This is a genomic window from Rhodanobacter sp. OR92, assembly GCF_000427545.1.
Lineage (GTDB): Bacteria > Pseudomonadota > Gammaproteobacteria > Xanthomonadales > Rhodanobacteraceae > Rhodanobacter > Rhodanobacter denitrificans.
On record NZ_ATYF01000013.1, the window covers coordinates 105,137 to 123,138 of the forward strand.

The 18,002-nt window shown below is 69.8% G+C and carries 22 protein-coding genes; 8 read left to right on the forward strand and 14 right to left on the reverse strand.

Going from position 1 to position 18,002, the window contains the following annotated elements; genetic code table 11:
* The first annotated feature begins 18 nt into the window (after positions 1-18).
* From RHOOR92_RS0107900 to RHOOR92_RS0107910, 3 genes are read left to right on the forward strand one after another with little or no spacing between them, the layout of a single operon-like run.
* Positions 19-1,386, forward strand: coding sequence for an FAD/NAD(P)-binding protein (locus RHOOR92_RS0107900; RefSeq protein WP_015446708.1), 1,368 nt, complete (start codon positions 19-21; stop codon positions 1,384-1,386).
* An 18-nt stretch (positions 1,387-1,404) separates the two neighbouring features.
* Complete coding sequence (gene cls / locus RHOOR92_RS0107905) at positions 1,405-2,799, forward strand: cardiolipin synthase (protein WP_027489994.1); 1,395 nt, start codon at positions 1,405-1,407, stop codon at positions 2,797-2,799.
* Between the two features lie 12 nt (positions 2,800-2,811).
* Positions 2,812-3,594, forward strand: coding sequence for a prolyl oligopeptidase family serine peptidase (locus RHOOR92_RS0107910; RefSeq protein WP_027489995.1), 783 nt, complete (start codon positions 2,812-2,814; stop codon positions 3,592-3,594).
* A 4-nt stretch (positions 3,595-3,598) separates the two neighbouring features.
* Here RHOOR92_RS0107910 and RHOOR92_RS0107915 read toward each other — a convergent pair whose 3' ends face one another.
* Complete coding sequence (locus RHOOR92_RS0107915; protein WP_081491651.1) at positions 3,599-4,033, reverse strand: hypothetical protein; 435 nt, start codon at positions 4,031-4,033, stop codon at positions 3,599-3,601.
* Positions 4,034-4,089: 56 nt separating this feature from the next.
* Between RHOOR92_RS0107915 and pncA the strand changes: the two genes are divergently transcribed.
* Positions 4,090-4,743, forward strand: coding sequence for a bifunctional nicotinamidase/pyrazinamidase (pncA, locus tag RHOOR92_RS0107920; RefSeq protein ID WP_015446705.1), 654 nt, complete (start codon positions 4,090-4,092; stop codon positions 4,741-4,743).
* Between the two features lie 3 nt (positions 4,744-4,746).
* Here the strand turns inward: pncA and RHOOR92_RS0107925 are convergent, their stop codons facing one another.
* The 3 genes from RHOOR92_RS0107925 to RHOOR92_RS0107935 form a co-directional block, all read right to left on the reverse strand.
* Positions 4,747-4,935: a CPXCG motif-containing cysteine-rich protein gene (locus RHOOR92_RS0107925; protein ID WP_007511652.1), complete on the reverse strand. Its 189-nt coding sequence runs from the start codon at positions 4,933-4,935 to the stop codon at positions 4,747-4,749.
* 65 nt (positions 4,936-5,000) lie between these two features.
* Positions 5,001-5,459: a putative toxin-antitoxin system toxin component, PIN family gene (locus RHOOR92_RS0107930; protein WP_015446704.1), complete on the reverse strand. Its 459-nt coding sequence runs from the start codon at positions 5,457-5,459 to the stop codon at positions 5,001-5,003.
* A gap of 260 nt (positions 5,460-5,719) precedes the next feature.
* Entirely contained in the window at positions 5,720-6,631 is a 912-nt protein-coding gene (locus RHOOR92_RS0107935) for a trypsin-like serine protease (protein ID WP_015446703.1), read from the reverse strand.
* 202 nt (positions 6,632-6,833) lie between these two features.
* Here RHOOR92_RS0107935 and RHOOR92_RS0107940 point away from each other — a divergent pair, with 202 nt between their 5' ends.
* On the forward strand, positions 6,834-7,088 hold the full coding sequence (locus RHOOR92_RS0107940) for a hypothetical protein (RefSeq protein ID WP_007511657.1): 255 nt from the start codon (positions 6,834-6,836) through the stop codon (positions 7,086-7,088).
* A 23-nt stretch (positions 7,089-7,111) separates the two neighbouring features.
* On the opposite strand, the gene RHOOR92_RS0107945 is transcribed toward RHOOR92_RS0107940, so the two are convergent.
* Genes RHOOR92_RS0107945 through RHOOR92_RS0107955 form a run of 3 tightly spaced genes read right to left on the reverse strand, consistent with a single transcriptional unit; the run spans position 7,112 to position 8,763 of the window.
* The gene (locus tag RHOOR92_RS0107945) at positions 7,112-7,834 is read right to left on the reverse strand and encodes an HAD family hydrolase (protein ID WP_007511659.1); all 723 of its coding nucleotides are present in this window, start codon (positions 7,832-7,834) and stop codon (positions 7,112-7,114) included.
* Between the two features lie 30 nt (positions 7,835-7,864).
* Positions 7,865-8,386 carry a hypothetical protein gene (locus RHOOR92_RS0107950; protein WP_015446702.1) on the reverse strand — a complete coding sequence of 174 codons (522 nt, stop codon included), beginning with the start codon at positions 8,384-8,386 and terminating at the stop codon, positions 7,865-7,867.
* A gap of 2 nt (positions 8,387-8,388) precedes the next feature.
* Complete coding sequence (locus tag RHOOR92_RS0107955; RefSeq protein ID WP_007511662.1) at positions 8,389-8,763, reverse strand: YciI family protein; 375 nt, start codon at positions 8,761-8,763, stop codon at positions 8,389-8,391.
* Positions 8,764-8,809: 46 nt separating this feature from the next.
* On the opposite strand from RHOOR92_RS0107955, the gene tsaA reads away from it, so the two are divergent.
* On the forward strand, positions 8,810-9,373 hold the full coding sequence (tsaA, locus tag RHOOR92_RS0107960; RefSeq protein WP_015446701.1) for a tRNA (N6-threonylcarbamoyladenosine(37)-N6)-methyltransferase TrmO: 564 nt from the start codon (positions 8,810-8,812) through the stop codon (positions 9,371-9,373).
* Here the strand turns inward: tsaA and RHOOR92_RS0107965 are convergent.
* Entirely contained in the window at positions 9,368-9,613 is a 246-nt protein-coding gene (locus RHOOR92_RS0107965) for a hypothetical protein (protein WP_015446700.1), read from the reverse strand. The two genes, tsaA and RHOOR92_RS0107965, sit on opposite strands and share 6 nt — an antisense overlap.
* A gap of 232 nt (positions 9,614-9,845) precedes the next feature.
* Positions 9,846-11,489, reverse strand: coding sequence for a L,D-transpeptidase family protein (locus RHOOR92_RS0107970; protein ID WP_015446699.1), 1,644 nt, complete (start codon positions 11,487-11,489; stop codon positions 9,846-9,848).
* A gap of 215 nt (positions 11,490-11,704) precedes the next feature.
* On the opposite strand from RHOOR92_RS0107970, the gene RHOOR92_RS0107975 reads away from it, so the two are divergent.
* On the forward strand, positions 11,705-12,373 hold the full coding sequence (locus RHOOR92_RS0107975) for a murein L,D-transpeptidase catalytic domain family protein (RefSeq protein ID WP_231378351.1): 669 nt from the start codon (positions 11,705-11,707) through the stop codon (positions 12,371-12,373).
* Positions 12,374-12,413: 40 nt separating this feature from the next.
* Here the strand turns inward: RHOOR92_RS0107975 and RHOOR92_RS0107980 are convergent, their stop codons facing one another.
* Both RHOOR92_RS0107980 and RHOOR92_RS0107985 read right to left on the reverse strand, forming a co-directional pair.
* Entirely contained in the window at positions 12,414-12,794 is a 381-nt protein-coding gene (locus RHOOR92_RS0107980) for a hypothetical protein (protein ID WP_015446697.1), read from the reverse strand.
* Between the two features lie 200 nt (positions 12,795-12,994).
* Positions 12,995-14,641: a trehalase family glycosidase gene (locus RHOOR92_RS0107985; protein WP_027485813.1), complete on the reverse strand. Its 1,647-nt coding sequence runs from the start codon at positions 14,639-14,641 to the stop codon at positions 12,995-12,997.
* 106 nt (positions 14,642-14,747) lie between these two features.
* On the opposite strand from RHOOR92_RS0107985, the gene RHOOR92_RS0107990 reads away from it, so the two are divergent.
* The gene (locus tag RHOOR92_RS0107990; RefSeq protein WP_015446695.1) at positions 14,748-15,599 is read left to right on the forward strand and encodes an endonuclease/exonuclease/phosphatase family protein; all 852 of its coding nucleotides are present in this window, start codon (positions 14,748-14,750) and stop codon (positions 15,597-15,599) included.
* 52 nt (positions 15,600-15,651) lie between these two features.
* Here the strand turns inward: RHOOR92_RS0107990 and RHOOR92_RS0107995 are convergent, their stop codons facing one another.
* The 3 genes from RHOOR92_RS0107995 to RHOOR92_RS0108005 all read right to left on the reverse strand — a co-directional run bounded on the left by RHOOR92_RS0107995 (position 15,652) and on the right by RHOOR92_RS0108005 (position 17,775).
* Positions 15,652-16,020 (reverse strand): YbaN family protein, encoded by a 369-nt coding sequence (locus RHOOR92_RS0107995; protein WP_015446694.1) that lies wholly within the window; start codon positions 16,018-16,020, stop codon positions 15,652-15,654.
* Positions 16,021-16,246: 226 nt separating this feature from the next.
* Positions 16,247-16,993 carry a hypothetical protein gene (locus RHOOR92_RS0108000; RefSeq protein WP_015446693.1) on the reverse strand — a complete coding sequence of 249 codons (747 nt, stop codon included), beginning with the start codon at positions 16,991-16,993 and terminating at the stop codon, positions 16,247-16,249.
* Between the two features lie 86 nt (positions 16,994-17,079).
* Positions 17,080-17,775 carry a hypothetical protein gene (locus RHOOR92_RS0108005; protein WP_007511687.1) on the reverse strand — a complete coding sequence of 232 codons (696 nt, stop codon included), beginning with the start codon at positions 17,773-17,775 and terminating at the stop codon, positions 17,080-17,082.
* Positions 17,776-18,002: the final 227 nt, after the last annotated feature.

Here is an 18,002-nt window from a genome sequence, read left to right on the forward strand (position 1 = left end):
ACACGCACGGGGAGTTCCATGTTTCGACGGGTCGCCATCATCGGCGGCGGTGCCGCGGCTGCCACGCTGCTCAGCGAGCTGCTGGAGCGCGAATCGCCGCAGCCGCTGCAGCTGGACTGGTTCACCGGCGGCGGCCCACCGGCGCGCGGAGTGGCCTACGGCACCGCTTCGGAACGCCACCTGCTGAACGTGCGGGCGGCCTCGATGAGCATGTTCGCCGGCAAGCCGCGCGGCTTCCTGGATTTCCTGCAACGCGACGATCCCGCCATCGCCGGCACCGACTTCCTGCCGCGCCGCCGCTACGGCGACTACCTCGAGGCGGAAGTGGCGCGCGCGCTGCAGCAGGGCAAGGCGCGCGGGCACCACGTCAACATCCTGCCATTCGCGGTCGACGCACTGGTGCCCGAGTCGGGCGGCATCACCGTGATCCATGGCGAGGAAAGCCACCCGGCCGACGCTGCCGTGCTGGCGCTGGGCGCGCTGCCGCCGCAGCCGCTGGCCGGCGTCAGCGCCGCCGCCCTCGCCAGCGGCCGCTACGTGGTCGACCCCTGGCGCCTGCTGGCCCAGCTCGCCGAGCGGCAGCCGCCGCCGCGCAAGGTGGTGCTGATCGGGCTGGGGCTGACCGCGGTCGACGTGCTGCTGGAACTGTCCGCGCGATGGCCGCAGGCCGAATTCGTCGCGATCTCCCGCCACGGCCGCTTCCCCGAAGCGCATCTGCACGCCGCCGCCGCGCCCGCCGACGACGGCGCCGCGCTGGTCGAGGCGATGCGCGACGCGCCGGAGATCCGCCGCTGGATGCGCCTGCTGCGCGAGGCGATCGCCCAGCAAGGCACCGAATGGCGCGCCGTGGTCGACAGCCTGCGCCCGCACCTGCCCGCGCTGTGGGCCGAGCTGTCGCCGGAACAGCGCGCGCGCTTCATGCGCCATGCGCGCTGGGCGTGGGAGCGCGTGCGGCACCGCATGCCGCCGCAGGTGCGCGAGACGATCGCCGCGCTGGAACGTGACGGCCGGCTGCAGCGCCAGTGCGGACGCGTGCACGCGGTGGACGTCGCCGGCGACGTGCTGCAACTGACCGTGGGCCACGCCGGCGCAACCCATGTACTGGACGCCGACCTGGTGATCCAGACCGTAGGCCTGGAGACCGACCTGCGCCGCTGCAACCACCGGCTGGTCAGCCAGCTGCTCACCAACGCGCACATCGCCGCCGACCCGCTCGGCCTCGGCGTGCAGGCCGACGGCGACGGCCACCTGCGCCACGGCGAGCAGTACTGGCCGAACCTGTTCGCCATCGGCAGCCTGCTGCGCGGCACGCTGTGGGAATCCACCGCGATGCCGGAGATCCGCCAGCAGGCGCGCCACCTGGCCGACCAGTTGCTGGGCGACTGAGCGGCCGCGGCGCCCGCGATGACTGCCAGCGTGCTCACCGCCTGCATCGCCGTGGCGCACCTGCTCGGCCTGCTGGCAGCGATGCACGCGGTGATGCACGCGCGCACCCCGCAGGGCGCGATCGGCTGGACGCTCGGCCTGCTGTTGCTGCCGTACGTGACCTTGCTGCCCTACCTGTACCTGGGTTCCAGCCGCTTCCTCGGCTATCGCGCCGGGCACCATGCACCAGCGGCATCCACGCAGGCCGGGGCCGCCGGTGCCGCGCCGCCGCTCGACCCGGGCTGCGAGCGCTACGCCGCCATCAGCGCGCTGCAGCGACGGCCGTTCCGCGGCGGCCACCGGTTGCGCCTGCTGATCGACGGTGAAGCCGCCTTCGACGCCATGCTCGGCACGATGGCTGCGGCCAAGCATTGTCTGCTGGTGCAGTTCTTCATCATCCACGACGACACGCTGGGCCGGCGCCTGCAGCGGGTGCTGCTGGAGCGCGCCGCGGCCGGCGTGCGCGTGTACGTGCTGTTCGATGGCATCGGCAGCCATGCGCTGCCGCAACGCTACGTCGACGAGCTGCGCGCCGGCGGCGTGGCGATCCACCGCTTCGCCACCCACCGCTGGCGCAACCGCTTCCAGCTGAATTTCCGCAACCACCGCAAGATTCTGGTGGTGGACGGCGCGCGCGGCTTCGTCGGCGGGCTCAACGTGGGTGACGAATACCTCGGCCTGAAACCGCCGCTGGCGCCGTGGCGCGACACCCAGCTGGAACTCGCCGGGCCGGCGGTGGCCGACCTGCAGCAGCTGTTCGCCGCGGACTGGCAATGGATCACCGGCGCACCGCCGCCACTGCTGGCGTCGCCGCCCGCCGACGGCGAGGCCAGTGCGCTGGTGGTGGCCAGCGGCCCGGCCGATCCGCAGGAAACCGGCTCGCTGTTCTTCGCCGCCGCGATCAACGCGGCGCGCCAGCGCGTGTGGCTCAGCACGCCGTACTTCGTGCCCGACCACGCGGTGCGCGCGGCGCTGCAGCTGGCGGTGCTGCGCGGGGTGGACGTGCGCGTGCTGATCCCCGCGCGGCCGGACCACCGCACCGTGTTCCTCGCCTCCACCCTGCACGCCTACGCTGCCGTACGCGCCGGCATCCGCGTGTTCCGCTACCAGCCCGGTTTTTTGCACCAGAAGGCGCTGCTGATCGACCGCGACACCGCCGCGATCGGCAGCCTGAACCTGGACAGCCGCTCGTTCCGGCTCAACTTCGAGGTCGCCGCCCTCGCCGTCGATCACGCCTTCGCCGCCGAGGTGGCGGCGATGCTCAACGCGGACTTCGCCCGCGCCAAGGCCATCGACGAACGCGAATACCGCGAGGCGCCCTACCTGCACCGGGTGGCGATGCATGTGGCACGCTTGTTCGACCCGCTACTGTAGGAGCACCCCGCCATGCGCCAGTTTGCCCTACTGCTGTGCCTGATGGCCGTGAGCCTGGCCGCACACGCCGGCGAACCGACTCGCTTCGTCGAGCGCTCGCTGGAACTGCACGGCACCACCTATCGCTACCGGGTCTTCGTACCGGACGGCTGGACGGCCAAACGCGCATGGTCGGTGGTGCTGTTCCTGCACGGCAGCGGCGAGCGCGGCAAGAACAACCGTGCCCAGCTCGGTCAGGGCCTGCCACCGTGGCTGGCCGAACACGGCGCGGGTTTCCCGGCCGTGGTGGTGATCCCGCAGGCACCGGCCGGCAGCCGCTGGAACGGCGCGATCGAGCAGATGGCGCTCAAGGCGCTGGACGACAGCATCGGCGAATGGCACGGCGACCGCCGGCGGCTCTACCTCACCGGATTGTCGATGGGTGGCTACGGCGCCTGGCAGATCGCGCTGGACCACCCCGGCATGTTTGCCGCCGCCGCGATCGTCTGCGGCGGCATCCGCCATCCGAACGACCACGCCGACCTGCGCGTGCAGGGCATCCCCGCCACGGCCGGCGACCCGTATGCGTGGCTCGCCGCCCACCTCGGCACGCTGCCGGTGTGGATCTTCCACGGCGCGCTCGACGACGTGGTGCCGCCGGAGGAATCGCGCCGCATGCACGCCGCGCTGCAGGCGCGTGGCGCCGAGGTGCGCTATACCGAATTCGCCGGCGTCAGGCACGCTTCCTGGCAGGCCGCGTATGCCACGCAGGCACTGTGGCCGTGGATGTTCGCGCACCAGCTGCCGGCGCGCTGAGGAATCACCTGCGCCCGCCGAAGCGCCGGCGCCAGTCGCCGCTGGCCAGCGCCCAGCCGACGTAGATGCCCAGCACCACGCCAAGCAGCTCGCACAGCGCGCGCAGGCCCATGCTGTCCGGGTCGTGCACTTCGGCCAGCTTCACCTTCAGCAGCTGCAGCGACTGCAGCCGGCCGTAGTTGAAATAGAACAGGTTCCACAGGTCGCCGCTGGCGGTCAGCGCGCTCGCCAGCAGGAAGCTCCAGCCGATCGGCGGGCCCCAGCCCCAGCCGTGGCGCCGGCCCAGTCCGTGGAACACGAAAAACAGCGCCAGCCCCGCCGCGGCCGAGATCAGGCCGGCCTGGAGTCCGCCGACGATCCCGTAACCCATCCACGACTGGTCGTACTGCATCGCCTGCCCCTGAACCGCGTTGCCGCTGCAGCGCGCATTATGGGCCATGCCGACGGCTCGCATCCGCGCGCTAGACTTGACCGCTCCTTCCTGCGCCCCACGCCATGAGCCAAGCTTTCTCGCCCCATGCCGCACTGATCGTGGTCGACGTGCAGCCGGACTTCATGCCCGGCGGCGCGCTGGCCTGCCACGAGGGCGACGCGATCGTGCCGGGCCTCGACGCGCTGCTGCGCGCACACCGCTTCCGCCACGTGGTGGCCACCCAGGACTGGCACCCGCGCGGGCACGTCTCGTTCGCCGGTTCGCATCCCGGCCGCGCGCCGTTCGAGCAGATTGCGCTGTACGGCCAGCCGCAGACGCTGTGGCCGGAGCATTGCGTGCAAGGCACGCCCGGCGCCGCGCTGCATCCGGACGTCGACTGGTCGGCGCTGGATGCGGTGATCCGCAAGGGCAGCGACAGCACCGTGGATTCCTACAGCGGCTTCCGCGAGAACCACGGCCCGCACGGCACGCGGCCCAGCACCGGGCTGGCCGGCTGGCTGCGCGAGCGCGGCGTGCAGGAGGTGTTCGTGTGCGGGCTGGCGCGCGACGTATGCGTGCTGTGGACCGCGCAGGACGCGCAGGCACTGGGCCTGCGCGCCAGCGTGCTGTGGGACTTGAGCCGCCCGGTCACGCCGGCCGGCGACGCGGCCACCCGCGCCACGCTGCTGGCGCAGGGCATCGGCATCGCCGCGTCGGCGGAGTGGGCACTTGCCTGAACTTCAGGCGTCGTTCTCGCCGGAGGCGCGCACCTGCGGCTCGCCGTCCACGTCGGTCTCCACGTCGAGCGTGATCGGCCGGCAGCACACCTGGCAGTCCTCGATGTAGCGCTGGCGGGGAATCGAGGCGTCGATCAGTACTTCGATCGGCTCGCCGCAGTACGGGCAGTCGATGGCGTGTGGCGTGAGCATGGTGCGTCCCGGCAGACGGGGGAGCCCAAGTACACCACGACGCCGTAGCGGCGGCGCTGCGACGCTCACCCCTTGCGCAACGACCATGCCTGCGGCAGGCCGATCCAGAACAGCGCGTCGCGGGCGCAGCGCGGCGCCAGCTTCAGCAGTTCGTTGTCCTTGCTGACCAGCCAGCGCGCACCCGAGGCCTGCGCCAGCTCCAGGAACTTCTGGTCGTCCGGATCGGCACAGTGCGGCAACGGCGGCGCGGCCGGTGCCATGGCCAGGTCATCGGGCAGGCAGCGCACCAGCGCATCGAACGCGGCCTCGATCGCCGGCCGGGTGGCGCCGGTAACCGGCAGCTGCGGGTAGTGCAGCACGCGCCGCCATTCGTCGCGACAGTCGGCGCGCGTCACCGCCTCGATCGTGCCCTGCTGCATCGCCACGTGCAGCGCCGCGGAGTGCGCGTCGCGGAACAGGAAGAGGTCCAGGCACACGTTGGTGTCCAGCACGATGCGCGGCACGGGCGGTTCGGCAAGGGTCATTGCGCCATGATGAGGCAAGCGGGCCGCACGGTGCACTGCACGCTTTCCGAGCGGAACCGACCATCGGGGTCGAGGGCGGGCGCGCCACCCCGCACGCCCGCAACGATCGCACCGGAGCGATTGCATCACGCGACCGGTCGGCGCTGACCTGACCGCCGACCGACGGGACCAGCCGACGGCCGGCGTCGACCGGCAGAAGCCGCCCATTCCAGCCAACCGCGATGGTCAGCTTTCTGGACGTCCGTTTGCCGGTGCCCTGATCAGTGGCGCATGTCCGTCGGCGGGTTCGAGTCGCCAGCCTCCGCTGCCTGATGCTGCGTACGGCCACCCGCAGGCGCTGACATCACGCCTTCGATCCACGGGACGTAGCCTGAGATGCGAACGGCGTACCCAATCTCGCCGTAAAGACCTTCCACGAACGGGCGGCCCGGTGCCCATTTTCTCCAGAATGGATGGTCCGGCGGATATCTGCTCCAGGAGGCCAGGCCGACGAGTTGCCTTGAATGGCCATCCCCGATGAGCAGGGGACCGCCACTGTCACCGCTTCCCGTGATGCCTTCAAGCGGCAGGGCGGACGGCGGCGCATCGAATCGATACCAGACGTAACGCGCGTCGGCACCGGCAATCACGTTGAAGGCGTGGCGCAAGACGCTGCGATGCGAGCCGTGGGGATCCTGGCCTCCGGCGCCATTGCCCGTGACGCCCTTGCCCACGAGCTGCACGGTCATCCCCACTTCTTTTTTCCCGCGATAGAGGGGAACGGGAGTCACCTCCGTCACCGGCGATGCAAGTTCGATCAGCGCGATGTCGTTGGACGATGCGAGAAAGGCAGACACCCTGGACAAGTCGCCGGAGGCCAATGCCTCCGTGACCAGCCGGTTGGGCAGTTTCCTGTAGCCGGGATACGTGACGACACGTTTGATCCTGCGCGCCACGCCGCCGACAGATACCTCGTTCTCCATGCCCTGCATCGGCATGGGCGCGGCGTGAGCCGCGGTCACGACCCACCGCGGCGCGATCAGGACGCCATGTCCCTCGCCGGGCATGTCGACCAGCGCGGGGAATGCCGAAGCCGGAACCCGATATCTGGCATCATCAAGGTCTGCCCGGATGACAACGGCTCCGGCAGCGGTCGATACGGCCAGGAAACAAAAGGCAAGACCCCACTTCATCGATTCATCCTTGTCGTTTTCCAGGGTCACGGAGCATGGCGACCTGCGCTGTCATGCGGTGGACGGATACGGGTCACCTCGGCTGCAGCCAGGGGATCCTAGCTGATCGGGACCGACGGGTTCGATGGATCCACCTCGCCGGCTGCGCGAGACACGCTGTCCACTCGATACAATGCAGGCTTTCCGGGCGGAACCGACGACCATGGCCGAGCGCGAGTTCGACGATTACCTTTGCCGCTCCGGCGCCACGCTGGAAGGCTCGCGCTATGCGGCCTGGCTGGCGGTCACCCCGCGCCGCCACGGCTACCCGGTGTACTACGCGATCTGCGAGAACCGCAGCTTCCGCGACAAGGGCCTCGCCGAAGCCGCCGCCGCCAGGGCGCTGGCCGACATGACCGGCCTGGAAGCGGACGGCACGCCGATCTTCCCCGAGGGCTACACCGGCTTCGACGACTAGGCGAGCGGCGGGCGATGCCTGCCTTACGCCGCGGCACCGGCCAATGCGCGCAGCCGTTCCAGCGCCGCCGGGATCGCCGCCGGCGCGTCCACCGTGAGCATGCGCGGCTCGTCGGCGGCCAGGCCGTTCTCCAGCTCGTGCGCCCAGGTCACGTGGTACGGCAGGTGCACGCCCCAGCCGCCCAGGCGCAGCACCGGCTCGATGTCCGAGCGCAGCGAGTTGCCGACCATGGCGAACTGCGCCGGCTGCAGGTCGAACTCGCCCAGCACGCGGCGGTAGGTGGCGGCGTCCTTCTCCGAGACGATCTCGATGCGGCGGAACAGGTCGGCCAGGCCGGACTCGGCCACCTTCTTTTCCTGGTGGAACAGGTCGCCCTTGGTGATCAGCACCACGTCGTAGCTTCGCGCCACCGCCTCGACCGCCTCGCGGATGCCGGGCAGCAGTTCCACCGGATGCTGCAGCACGGTCTTGCCCAGCTCGACCAGCGCGTGAATGTCAGCGGCGCTGATGCGGCCGCCCGAGACCGCGATCGCGGTTTCCACCATCGACAGCGCCATGCCCTTGGCGCCGTAGCCGAACAGCTTGAGGTTGCGCTGCTCGGTGGCCAGCATGCTGTCGTGCACGTGCCGGTCGCCGAGGTCCACGTAGCGCGCCATGATCGCGGCGAACGCGTCGCCGGCCTGGCGGTAATAGCCTTCGCTGTGCCACAGCGTGTCGTCGCCGTCGAAACCGATCAATTGCAGCATGGTCGTGCCGTTCCCTTTCTGTTCCGCGGCTCAGCCGAAGTCGCTGCCCAGGCGCAGGTTGATGTGCAGCGCCGTGGCCAGTTCGCGCATCGGCTCGTTGTCGCGGCTCAGGGTGATCCAGCCGGCGCAGGCACCGTCGGCGGTTTCCCACGACCACATCGTGTAGCCGGATTCGGCCAGACGGTCGTAGGCGAGGCCGAGCAGGCTGCCCGCGTCGGTGTCGTCGAAGAAGTCGTCGTCGTCCGGGTCGCCGTTCCAGTCGATCGACAGGTTCCAGCGCGCGCTCAGCTCGTCCAGCGCCTGCACCAGCGCGCGCAGGTCGTGCTCGTCGACCATGAAGCCGGAGCGCCAGTCGATCACCCGGCCGATCAGCTCGACCGGCTCCGCGTCTGCGGCCTCCGCCGCGGCCTCGCGGTAGTCCGCGAACTGCTGCAGCGCGGTTTCCTCGTCGCCGGGATTGATCAGCAGCAGCAACTGCCAGACCTTCGCCTCGACCGAGTCGTCCTCCTCGTCGAAGTCCGGGCCGGTATCGAAATCGTCGTCGTCGCGCATGCTCACGCGCCCACCCGCCGCCTGACCGCATCCATGTCGCGCACCGGGCGGATCTCGATCGCGCCGGTGCGCGACCACGGGAAGGCCTGCGCAATGCGCACCGCCTCGTCCATGTCGGCGGCCTCGATCAGGTTGAAGCCGCCCAGGTATTCCTTGGTTTCGGCAAACGGGCCGTCGACCACGCTGGTGCGGCCCTCGCGCACGCGCACGGTGCGCGCGGTCGAGGGCGCCTCCAGCTGCTGCGAATCATGCAGCCGTCCGTTCGCGCGCAGGGCATCGGCCTTGGTGAAACAGCCGTGCATCAGGGTGTCGAACTCGCCTTCCGGCAGCGCGTCCAGCAGGGCGTCGTCGCAGTAGATCATCACGAGATATTTCATGGCGTCCTCGGCGGGGGAAGCGGGGCGAAGGAGCGATAATGCCGCAATGAGCACCGCGCCCGATAGCTTGCACGTCCTGTCCTGCCATCCGATCGCCTTCGTGCGCTCGCCGTACGCGCAGCGCATCGACGCGCCGCACCAGCCCACCGTGGTCGCCGGCACCGAGACGCTGGCGGCGGCCGAGGCGGTGGTCGAGTTCGTGGCGGGCTTTCCCGCGGCGGCGTTCCGCGACCTGGCCGGCTTCGAGCGGATCTGGCTGCTGTTCGCCTTCCACCGCAGCGAGGGCTGGAAGGCCGAGGTGCGCCCGCCGCGCGGCGGCGGCAAGCGCAGCGTGCTGGCCACGCGCTCGCCGCACCGGCCGAACGCGATCGGACTGTCGGCGGTGGAGCTGGTGGCGGTGGAGGAAGGCGCGCTGCGCGTGCGCGGGGTGGACCTGCTGGACGGCACGCCGATCCTCGACATCAAGCCGTACGTGCCCTACGCGGACGCGTTCCCCGCCGCGCGCGCCGGCTGGATCGACGCGATCGACGCGGCGCAGGGCCGGCATTCCGCGCCGGGGCCGCGCAAGCCGCGCACGCGGCCGCGCGGCGAGGACGTCAGCGGCTCATGAGCAGCTGCCGCAGCAGGTGCTGCCGCCGCTGACGTGGATCTGCCGCGGCTCGGACACGCGCACGGCCTCGTAGCCTGCCTCGTGCAGGGCGGTGACGACCTGGCCGGAGGTCAGCTGTGCCGACACGTCGATCTGCCCGGCGACGGCATCGCCCGTGACTTTCGCGGTGGCGTCATGGGCACGCAGGATGGCGGCGATGGCGCCGGTGTCACCGGCAAAATCCTTCACTTGGAACAGCATCGGTACGATCTCCAGGGTTGAGGGCGGCACATCCGCCGGGCGCGATGGTGACCGGCGCCCCGCCCGGGCGCCCTGACCGGGATCAGGGCAATCCCGAACGGTGAGACCTACGCTCGGCACACTGCCCGGGCCGGCGCGGACCGCTCCGCGACCGGCGCCCGATGCACTGGCAGTGGATCGGTCCCAAGCTTGGCCGCGTCCGGCACTCCCGCCGACGCGGCTTTTTTTTGCCTCAGGGCTGCGCCGGCACGGGAGCCGTGGCGGCCGCCGGCAGCCACGGCGACACCCGCGGGCGCGCCAGCGCGGCGAGCAGCGGCGGGTCGCGCCGGTACACGTCCGGACGAAAGCCGACGCGGCCGTCCTCGCGCAGGTCCACCGTCCAGTACGCCAGCAGCAGCGGCACCGGCTTGGGCAGCATCACGGTCTGCGTCTGCAGCGTGTCGATCGCGCGGTCGATCCCCGCGCGGTTCCAGTGCAGCGGATCGTCCAGCAGCAGCTCGGCCAGTTCGCGCGGGCGTTCCACCCGGATGCAGCCGGAACTGTAGGTGCGCCGCTCGCTGGCGAACAGTTCCTGGTGCGGGGTGTCGTGCATGTACACCGCGTAGTCGTTGGGGAAGCGGATCACCAGCCGCCCCAGCGAATTGCCCGGGCCGGCGTCCTGGCGCAGCACGATGCCGCGCGGGTTGGCCCAGTCCACGCTGGCGGGCGCCAGCTCGCGGCCCTGGCCGTCCAGCACGCGGATGCGGTTGGCGGCGAGGTAGCCCCGGTTCTTGCGCAGCTTGGGCAGGATGTCGTTCTTCAGGATGGTCGGCGGTACCGTCCAGGTCGGGTTGAGCGTGAGGTAGGTGATCGCCGACTTGAACACCGGCGTGCTGCGGTACGGCTTGCCCACCTGCACGCGCGAGCGCCACACCGGCTTGCCGTCCCTGTAGTAGGCGACCTGGTAGCCGGCGATGTCGACCACCACGAAATCACCCTGCAGCTGGTGCAGCAGCCAGCGCGCACGCTCCAGATTCGCGCGCAGCTGCTCGATGCGCGCGGCGACCGGCACGTTCAGCGCGGCCAGGGTGGCCTTGCCCAGGTGGCCGTCCGCGGCCAGGTACTGTTCGCGCTGGAACTGTTTCAGCGCGGCCTCCAGCGCCGGGTCGTAGCGGTCGTCCGCGGCGTCGCCCAGCGCATGGCCGGCCAGTTGCAGGCGCCGGCGCAGCGCCGGCACGCGCGCATCGCGGCTGCCCGGCTTCAGCGTGGGGCCGTCGGCGATCGCGGGCCAGCCGCCCTGCGCCGCCACCTCGCGCAGCTTCGCCAGCGCGGTGCGCAGCTGGGCGTAGTACGGGTGCTGCGGCCGCGCCCGCGCGAACAGCGCGCCGATGGTGCCCTGTGCCAGCGCCTCGCGCACCGCCTGCAGGCCCCGCGCCTGGTCGAGCTGGCGCGGGTCGAAGTTCCAGTGCGTGTCCAGCGTGGCCGGATCGACCTTGCCGCGATACAGGTGCAGCAGCGCGGCGAAGCAGGCATCGGTGGCCAGCAGGTCGAACTGTGCGCGCTGCTGCGCCGTGGCCTGCGGGTCGATGAGCACGGCGCGCCGACGCTGCAGTTCGGTCAGCGCATAGTCTTCCGGGCCGAGGCCGTCGCCGGCCATGTCGCGCAGCGCGGCCAGCAACTGGTCGAGATTGCCCGCTTGCGTCCATGCCGGCGCGAACCGGTTCTGTTCGTAGAACGCTGCCACCGCGTTGCCGGGCGCCTGGGCCGCGGCGGCATCGGCATGCGCAGCGCGCCACTGCTCGATGCGTTCGCGGATCTGCTCGGCCACCGGTCCCGGCGGCGGCTCGGGCGCAGGCTGTTGCGCGTGCAATGCCGTTCCCAGCAGCAAGCCCAGCATGGCGACGCCCCGAACGACACGGAAAAATCTGGATGGCACGGCACGGCCCTGCGCAAGGAAGACCGGCCTGTCATAGCACAGCCGCCTGCGCGCGCAAGCGGCCGCCGCCCGACGGGTTCTTAACGGGGGGCTGCTAGCATCGACGACCGCATGCCCGACCCGTCCCCCACCCAGCCGTTCCGATGAGCCGACTCCTGCGCCCCGTCGCCATCCTGATGTTGCTTTGCGCCGGCTGTTTCGCCGCGGTGCACGCCGCCACGCCGTCGCTGCAGGACGCGCTCAGCCAGCTCGCGCCGCAGGCGAACCCCAAGGTGATCGGGCTGGCGCTGGCCGCCACCGAATGTGCCGCCGCGCAGGGCCAGCCGCCGTCCGACCGGCTGGCGGTGATCGACTATTCGAAGCCTTCGACCGAACCGCGGCTGTGGGTGTTCGACCTGACCCGGCGCAAGCTGCTGTACCACGAGCTGGTGGCGCACGGGCGCAACACCGGCGAGAACCTGGCCACGAAATTCTCGAACACGCCGGAGAGTCTGCAATCGAGCCTGGGCCTGTTCCGCACGCTGGGCACCTACGCCGGCCGCAACGGCTACTCGCTGCGCATGGAAGGCCTCGAGCCGGGCACCAACGACCACGCGCTGGAGCGCGCGCTGGTGATCCACGGCGCGGCCTACGTCAACCCGGCACTCGCCCGCCAGCAGGGCCGCATCGGCCGCAGCTACGGCTGCCCGGCGGTGCGCAACGCGATCGCGCGGCCGCTGATCGACGCGCTCAAGGGCGGCCAGTACGTGTTCTCCTACTATCCCGATGCGCGCTGGCTGGGCGGCTCGCCCTACCTCAAGTGCAGCGTCGGGCGCGCCATGACCGCCAGCCTCGCCGCTCCCTGAATCCGCGCCGGCGGCAGGCACGCCGGCCGGCGCGTCGCCTTCAGCGCGTCGCCCCCAGCAGCCCCACGTGATAGCCGGCTGCACGCAGCCTGGCGGTGGCCTTCGCGTTCAGCACCAGCAGCACGACCAGGCTGACCAGCGGCACGAACATCAGCACGATCAGGATCACCCGCACCGGCATCGAATAGCCCAGCCCCGCGCACAGGCGGAACGTGCCGACCAGCCCCGCGAGCACCGCGCCCAGCACCACCAGCACGCCGACCGGGCCAAGGAAAGTCTGCACCGCGGCACCGGCGAAATAGCCGAGGATCGAAAAGATGATCAGCTTCTGCGCACCGGCCACCTGCTCGATGTCGGCATCGCTCGCCGGCGGCGCGGCGATGTCGGCTTTCGGCGCCTCGTACGGATTGTAGGTATTCATTCCCTTTCCCCTGTGGATGGACGACGCAAGGCGGTTGCCCGCCGCTGTTGGCACGAGGGCACGAGGGCACGAGGGCACGGGCGACGCGTGCACGGCCGCGGCCCGACGGTCGGGCCGGCGGACGGCCGGTGCCGCGATGCGTATCCCCTGGTCCCCTGCAACGGCGATTATGCCCGAGACCGATGTGTCGACGGCGCAGCTTACCGATCGCCCGGGCGCTCGCGCAGCAGCGCCTGCAGCTTCAGGTACACGCCGTTGCTCCAGCCGAAGCCGATCACGTTGGCGGTGTAGCCGGCGCTGATCTTCACCTCGGCGTTGCCGCTGGCCATGTTGTATTTCTCGCGGATGGTGCCGTCGGCGGCGAGGCTGCGCTCGATGGTGGCGGTGAACTCGCGCGCGATGCGGCGGGCGTCGTCGTGGAAGCCATAGGCGTCCAACCCGGCCACCGCCAGCCAGTTGGTCGGCGCCCAGCCGAACGGCGCGTCCCACTGCGCGCCGCTGGCGTGGTCGCTGGTCTGCAGGCCGCCCTTGCGCTCGAACAGGGCGAGCTTGCCGCGCAGCGACGCGGCCTGCGCCGGCGACGCCGCGCCGGCCCACAGCGGGTAGTAGGTGGAAACGAAGTGGTAGTCGGACGGCTTGCCGCGCACGAAGTCGTAGTCCATGTACATGCCCTGGTCGGCGCGCCACAGGTAGGTGTCGATCGCCGCGCGTCGCGCCGCGGCGACCTCGGCCCAGCGTGCAGCATCCGCCGTATGCCCCAGCTGCGCGGCGAAGTCATGTAGGTCGCGCTCGTAGCGGTATAGCAGGCTGTTCAGATCGACCGGCGCGTAGTGGTGGGTGGAGCCGCCGAACGGGCCCATGCGGAAGGTGGTGTCGAAACCCGACTCGCGCATCGCGCGGTCGCCGAGGTAGTAGTCCGCGCTCAGCCGGTAGCCCTGCGACCAGGCGCCGGCGCAGACCTTCGAAGCCTCGACGTCGCAGCTGGCGGTCTTGAGCCGCGCGGCTTCCGCCGCGTCCGGATGCTCGGCGGCCTTGACCAGATAACCGGGATCCTGCGACGGGTGCGCGAGCAGCCAGTCGATCACGCCGCGCAGGTAGCGGCTGTCGCGCATCTCCAGCACCGGCGCGGCGCCGCCGTAGTCGTAGTAGCGCGCCAGGCCGGTGGTGCCGGCGCGGTGCTCCTTGCGCGTCCAGGTGGCGTGGTCGCGCACGGCGAGCGGATACGCGCGTTCCAGCCAAGCATGCGCTGCGGCCTTGCTCCCGAAGCTGTCCGGGTCGTCCAGCACGGCGCGGACCATCGAACTCAGCAACGGCGGCTGCGAACGGCTGAGGTAATAGCTTCGGTTCGCGTTGAGCACCGCCCCGTAGTACTGCACCTCGAACAGCGCGTTCTCGACCATGTCGCGCGCCAGCGCCTCGCGGTGGTCGGCGACCAGGCCGAGCACGATGAAATAGCTGTCCCAGCCGTACATCTCGTTGAAGAAGCCGCCCGGCACCACGTACGGATGCGGCAGGTAGAGCAGGCCCTGCCGCGCCAGCGCGCTCGGCGCGATGTCGCCGAGCTGGCCGATCGCCCGCGGCAGCACCTGCACGTCGACCTTGCAGCGCCGCTTCACCGCGGCCAGCTCCGGCGGTGGTGGCAGGTTCGCCGGCAGGTACAGCACCGACGGCGCGCCCAGCTTGGGATCGCCCAGCGCCGAGCAGTCGTCCATCGAGCGTGTCAGCGTGGCCCACGCGCGGTGGATGTAGGCCTGCGTCTGCTGCGCATCGGGCGCCTGCCTTGCCGGCAGCGCGGCGGCGAAGGCGCACGCCACCAGCAGCAGGATGATTCGGAACCGTGGTTTCATCGGCATGATCCTGCGCCCTGGGATGCGGCGTGGCCTTCATCATCACCCCGGTGGCACCGCTATGCTAGGGCGACCCTCCCGTGCCGATGCGTTCGAAGGAACCGCCATGCGCCTCATCCACTTGCTGCTTGCCGCAGCCATGCTGTCCATACCGGCCTGGCCGGTCGCGGCGCAGACGCTGCGCGTGATGAGCTTCAACGTGCGCCTGCCCAGCCCCGACGACGGTGCGAACCGCTGGGAGCTGCGCCGCGACCTGATGGTGCGCACCATCCGCGAACAGCAGCCCGACCTGATCGGCACGCAGGAGCTGTACAAGCTGCAGGGCGACTATCTGGTCGGCAAGCTCACGCATTACACCTGGTTCGGGCGCGGCCGCCGCGGCGACGACGGCGACGAGCACATGGGCGTGTTCTACCGCACCGACCGGCTCAAGCTAGTGGAGTCCGGCGACTACTGGCTGTCCGACACGCCAGACGTGCCCGGCAGCATCAGCTGGGGGCATCCGTTCCCGCGCATGGTGACCTGGGCGATGTTCGAACTGAAGTCCAGCGGCCAGCGCTTCTACTACGCCAACACGCACTTCCCCTACCGCGACCAGGACGAACCGGCGCGCACCCGCGCGGCGCAGGAAATCCTCGGCCGCCTCCAGGCCCTGCCCGCGGCGCTGCCGATCGTGCTGACCGGCGACTTCAACACCGCGCCGGCCAGTCCCGCGCATGCGCTGCTCACCGGACTGCTGCACGACGCCTGGCTGGACGCCACCACCCACAGCGGCCCGGAAGCCACCTTCCACAATTTCACCGGCACGCCGGACCGGCGCATCGACTGGATTCTCTACCGCGGCCTGCACGCCGACACGGTGCGTACCGTCACCACGCAACAGGACGGCCGCTACCCGTCCGACCACTTCCCGGTAGTGGCCGACCTGCGCTGGCCGCGGCACGATCGGGCGCACTGAGGCGGCGGCTCAGTCAGTAGCTGCCACCGCAGACTGCGCCGGCAATCCCTCATCACGCGCCGTCACGCGTTTCCCGCAGGCGCAGGATGAACACGAGCACCGGCGCGGCCACACCCGCCAGCGCCCACGGCAACCACGCGTGCTCGCGCAGCAGCCAGATCGACGTGCCCATCGACAGCACGATCAGCACGACCGCGCTGAACTTGGCCCGCCGCGGAATCGTGCGCTCGCGCTCCCAGCGCTTAATCGCCGGCCCCAACCGCGGCCGCGCCAGCAGCCAGCGATGCCAGCGCGGCGACGCCCGCGACCAGCAGGCAGTGGTCAGCAGCAGGAACGGCACCGTCGGCAGCACCGGCAACACCGTGCCGAGCACGGCAAGCGCCAGTGACAGCGCACCGGCCGCGAACAGCAGCCCGCGCACGATACGGGCTCGGCGCGGTTCCGGGGAGACTGGACGCGGCGTGGACAAGAAGCGGACTCGTGAAGAGAGGCCGACTCACTCTAGCGCATGCCGATGAAATGGATCAGCAGGGTCAAGAGATCTTGATCGGCACGCCGCCATGCGGGTTATTCGAGTTCAGTGGTTGCTACCGATCCAGAGTCCGCGTTGGACTAAGTGAACCCGACCCCGTTTTCCGCCCCGCTACTCAAAGCGGAGGGACGTCGCTGGCACCGGCAGTGGCGCCAATTTTGGCGATGATCCACTTGCGCGCAATACCCGTGATTAGGCTTTGGGCTTCGTGGGTATCCATGGGGCTTCCAGGCGCCTTGTACTTGCGCGCGCCATGCCTGGCGGTGACGCCTGCGACTAACGGGTTGTTGGCGGTCGCATGAAAGCGTTTGAGCGAACGCGCGTCGATCCAGCCCGTCGCAATTAGCTTGTCAATGCCACCGGCGTCGTGCTCAATGGCCTCGATGATGCGGCCCAGATTGCTCCAGTCGTCGAGGGGGCCCCGGAGGTACTGCTGCACGTCTGCGACGACCTGCTCCTCCTGCACCAGAGCCCGCCATGCGCGGAGCCCCGGACCGAGATCCGGCTCCTGGAAGACGCCCTCGTCATCACCTAGCCTGATGCCGACGAGTCGTGCGGAGACCACCAGTCCGTCCGTAATCGTCGCATAGTGCACCTTCGGCTTGTCTGGCTCTTCTCGGCTGATGTTGCCGACCGCGATCTTCCAGTGCGTAGCCAGGAACAGTCTCGCGTATCCGTTCAGATAGCCGACTTCCCGTTGCGCGATGGTCTCGGCTGACTCGTAGTCATCGACCTGCGCGAAGAGCGCCGAATCGAGCCGATAATGTCCACTGACGAGCACTATGGGGCCTTCGCCGCGACAGCTCGCTTCCAGCTCGCACAGGCTGTGCTGGTCACCATTGAGCTCCACTATCCACGTCATGTCACCACCCCCGATATCCGATCGACCTACGACGCGAAGGTCATCGGCGGCCGGGATCCAACCCGGCCACCGATCAGCTCGCGCGATCACAGCTGTTTGCGCAGTTCCTTCAGGCGCTCAAGATAGGCTCCCGCGTTCTTCCTGCTTCCCCATGGCGGGCACCCATCGTTGAAGAGGAATGGTTGCGAAGCCGTCGGGTGGGCGAAGAGCTGCCAGCTATCGACCTTCAGTGGCAGCCATAGCTGAGGAAATTCCTCGTACTCGACATAGCTTTCCGACGTCGATCCCTGAGGCTTGTAGCCGCGGTTGACGAGGATGTGCGTCGTGCCGTTCACCCCGATCGCTCCGTAGGGCAACCAGTGGCGCATCTCCCAGTAGGCGACCGACTTCGTGCTCAGCTGGAAACGCGGCTGGCCGAGGATTCCTTCGACGTATGCAATGGCGAAGTCGACGGCGTTCGCTGCGCTGGCGAATTTTGCGTCCAAAGCCTGCACGCTATCGCGCGCGATCTGCGACTGCGTTCGGCGCTCTGCCCTAGAGTGTGGGTCGGGCACTACACGCATGGATTGAGCGATTTCTTCCGGACTACGTCGGAAGAACCAAGGCTGTGGTCTATCGGAAGGGAGGCAGCCGTTCTTCTGCAGCAGCGACCAATTCCGGTACCCGTACTCCGCGGCAATCTGGTCGAACGCCTTGGCCAGGGCCATACCGCTCATGCGCGCGCGCTTCCTGGCGTCGCGACGCATGGCCTCCACCTCATGGGCGGTAAATAGCTTCAACATGTTTGTCGTTTCCAAATGCAGTGCCGCAACCGACTGTGCGTCCACACACAAGCTACGCGGCAAGGATCCGGAAATCGCGTAGTGAAGCCACGATGTCGATACGACTTCGCCAGTGTGGACGGGCGGGCCGACGCGACGGCCTACGTCTAAAGTTAGGTAGCCGTCATACGTCTGTCAACGATTAGGTGGATGCGCTCGCGCATGACCTGGCCCTGGCGTTCGGCATT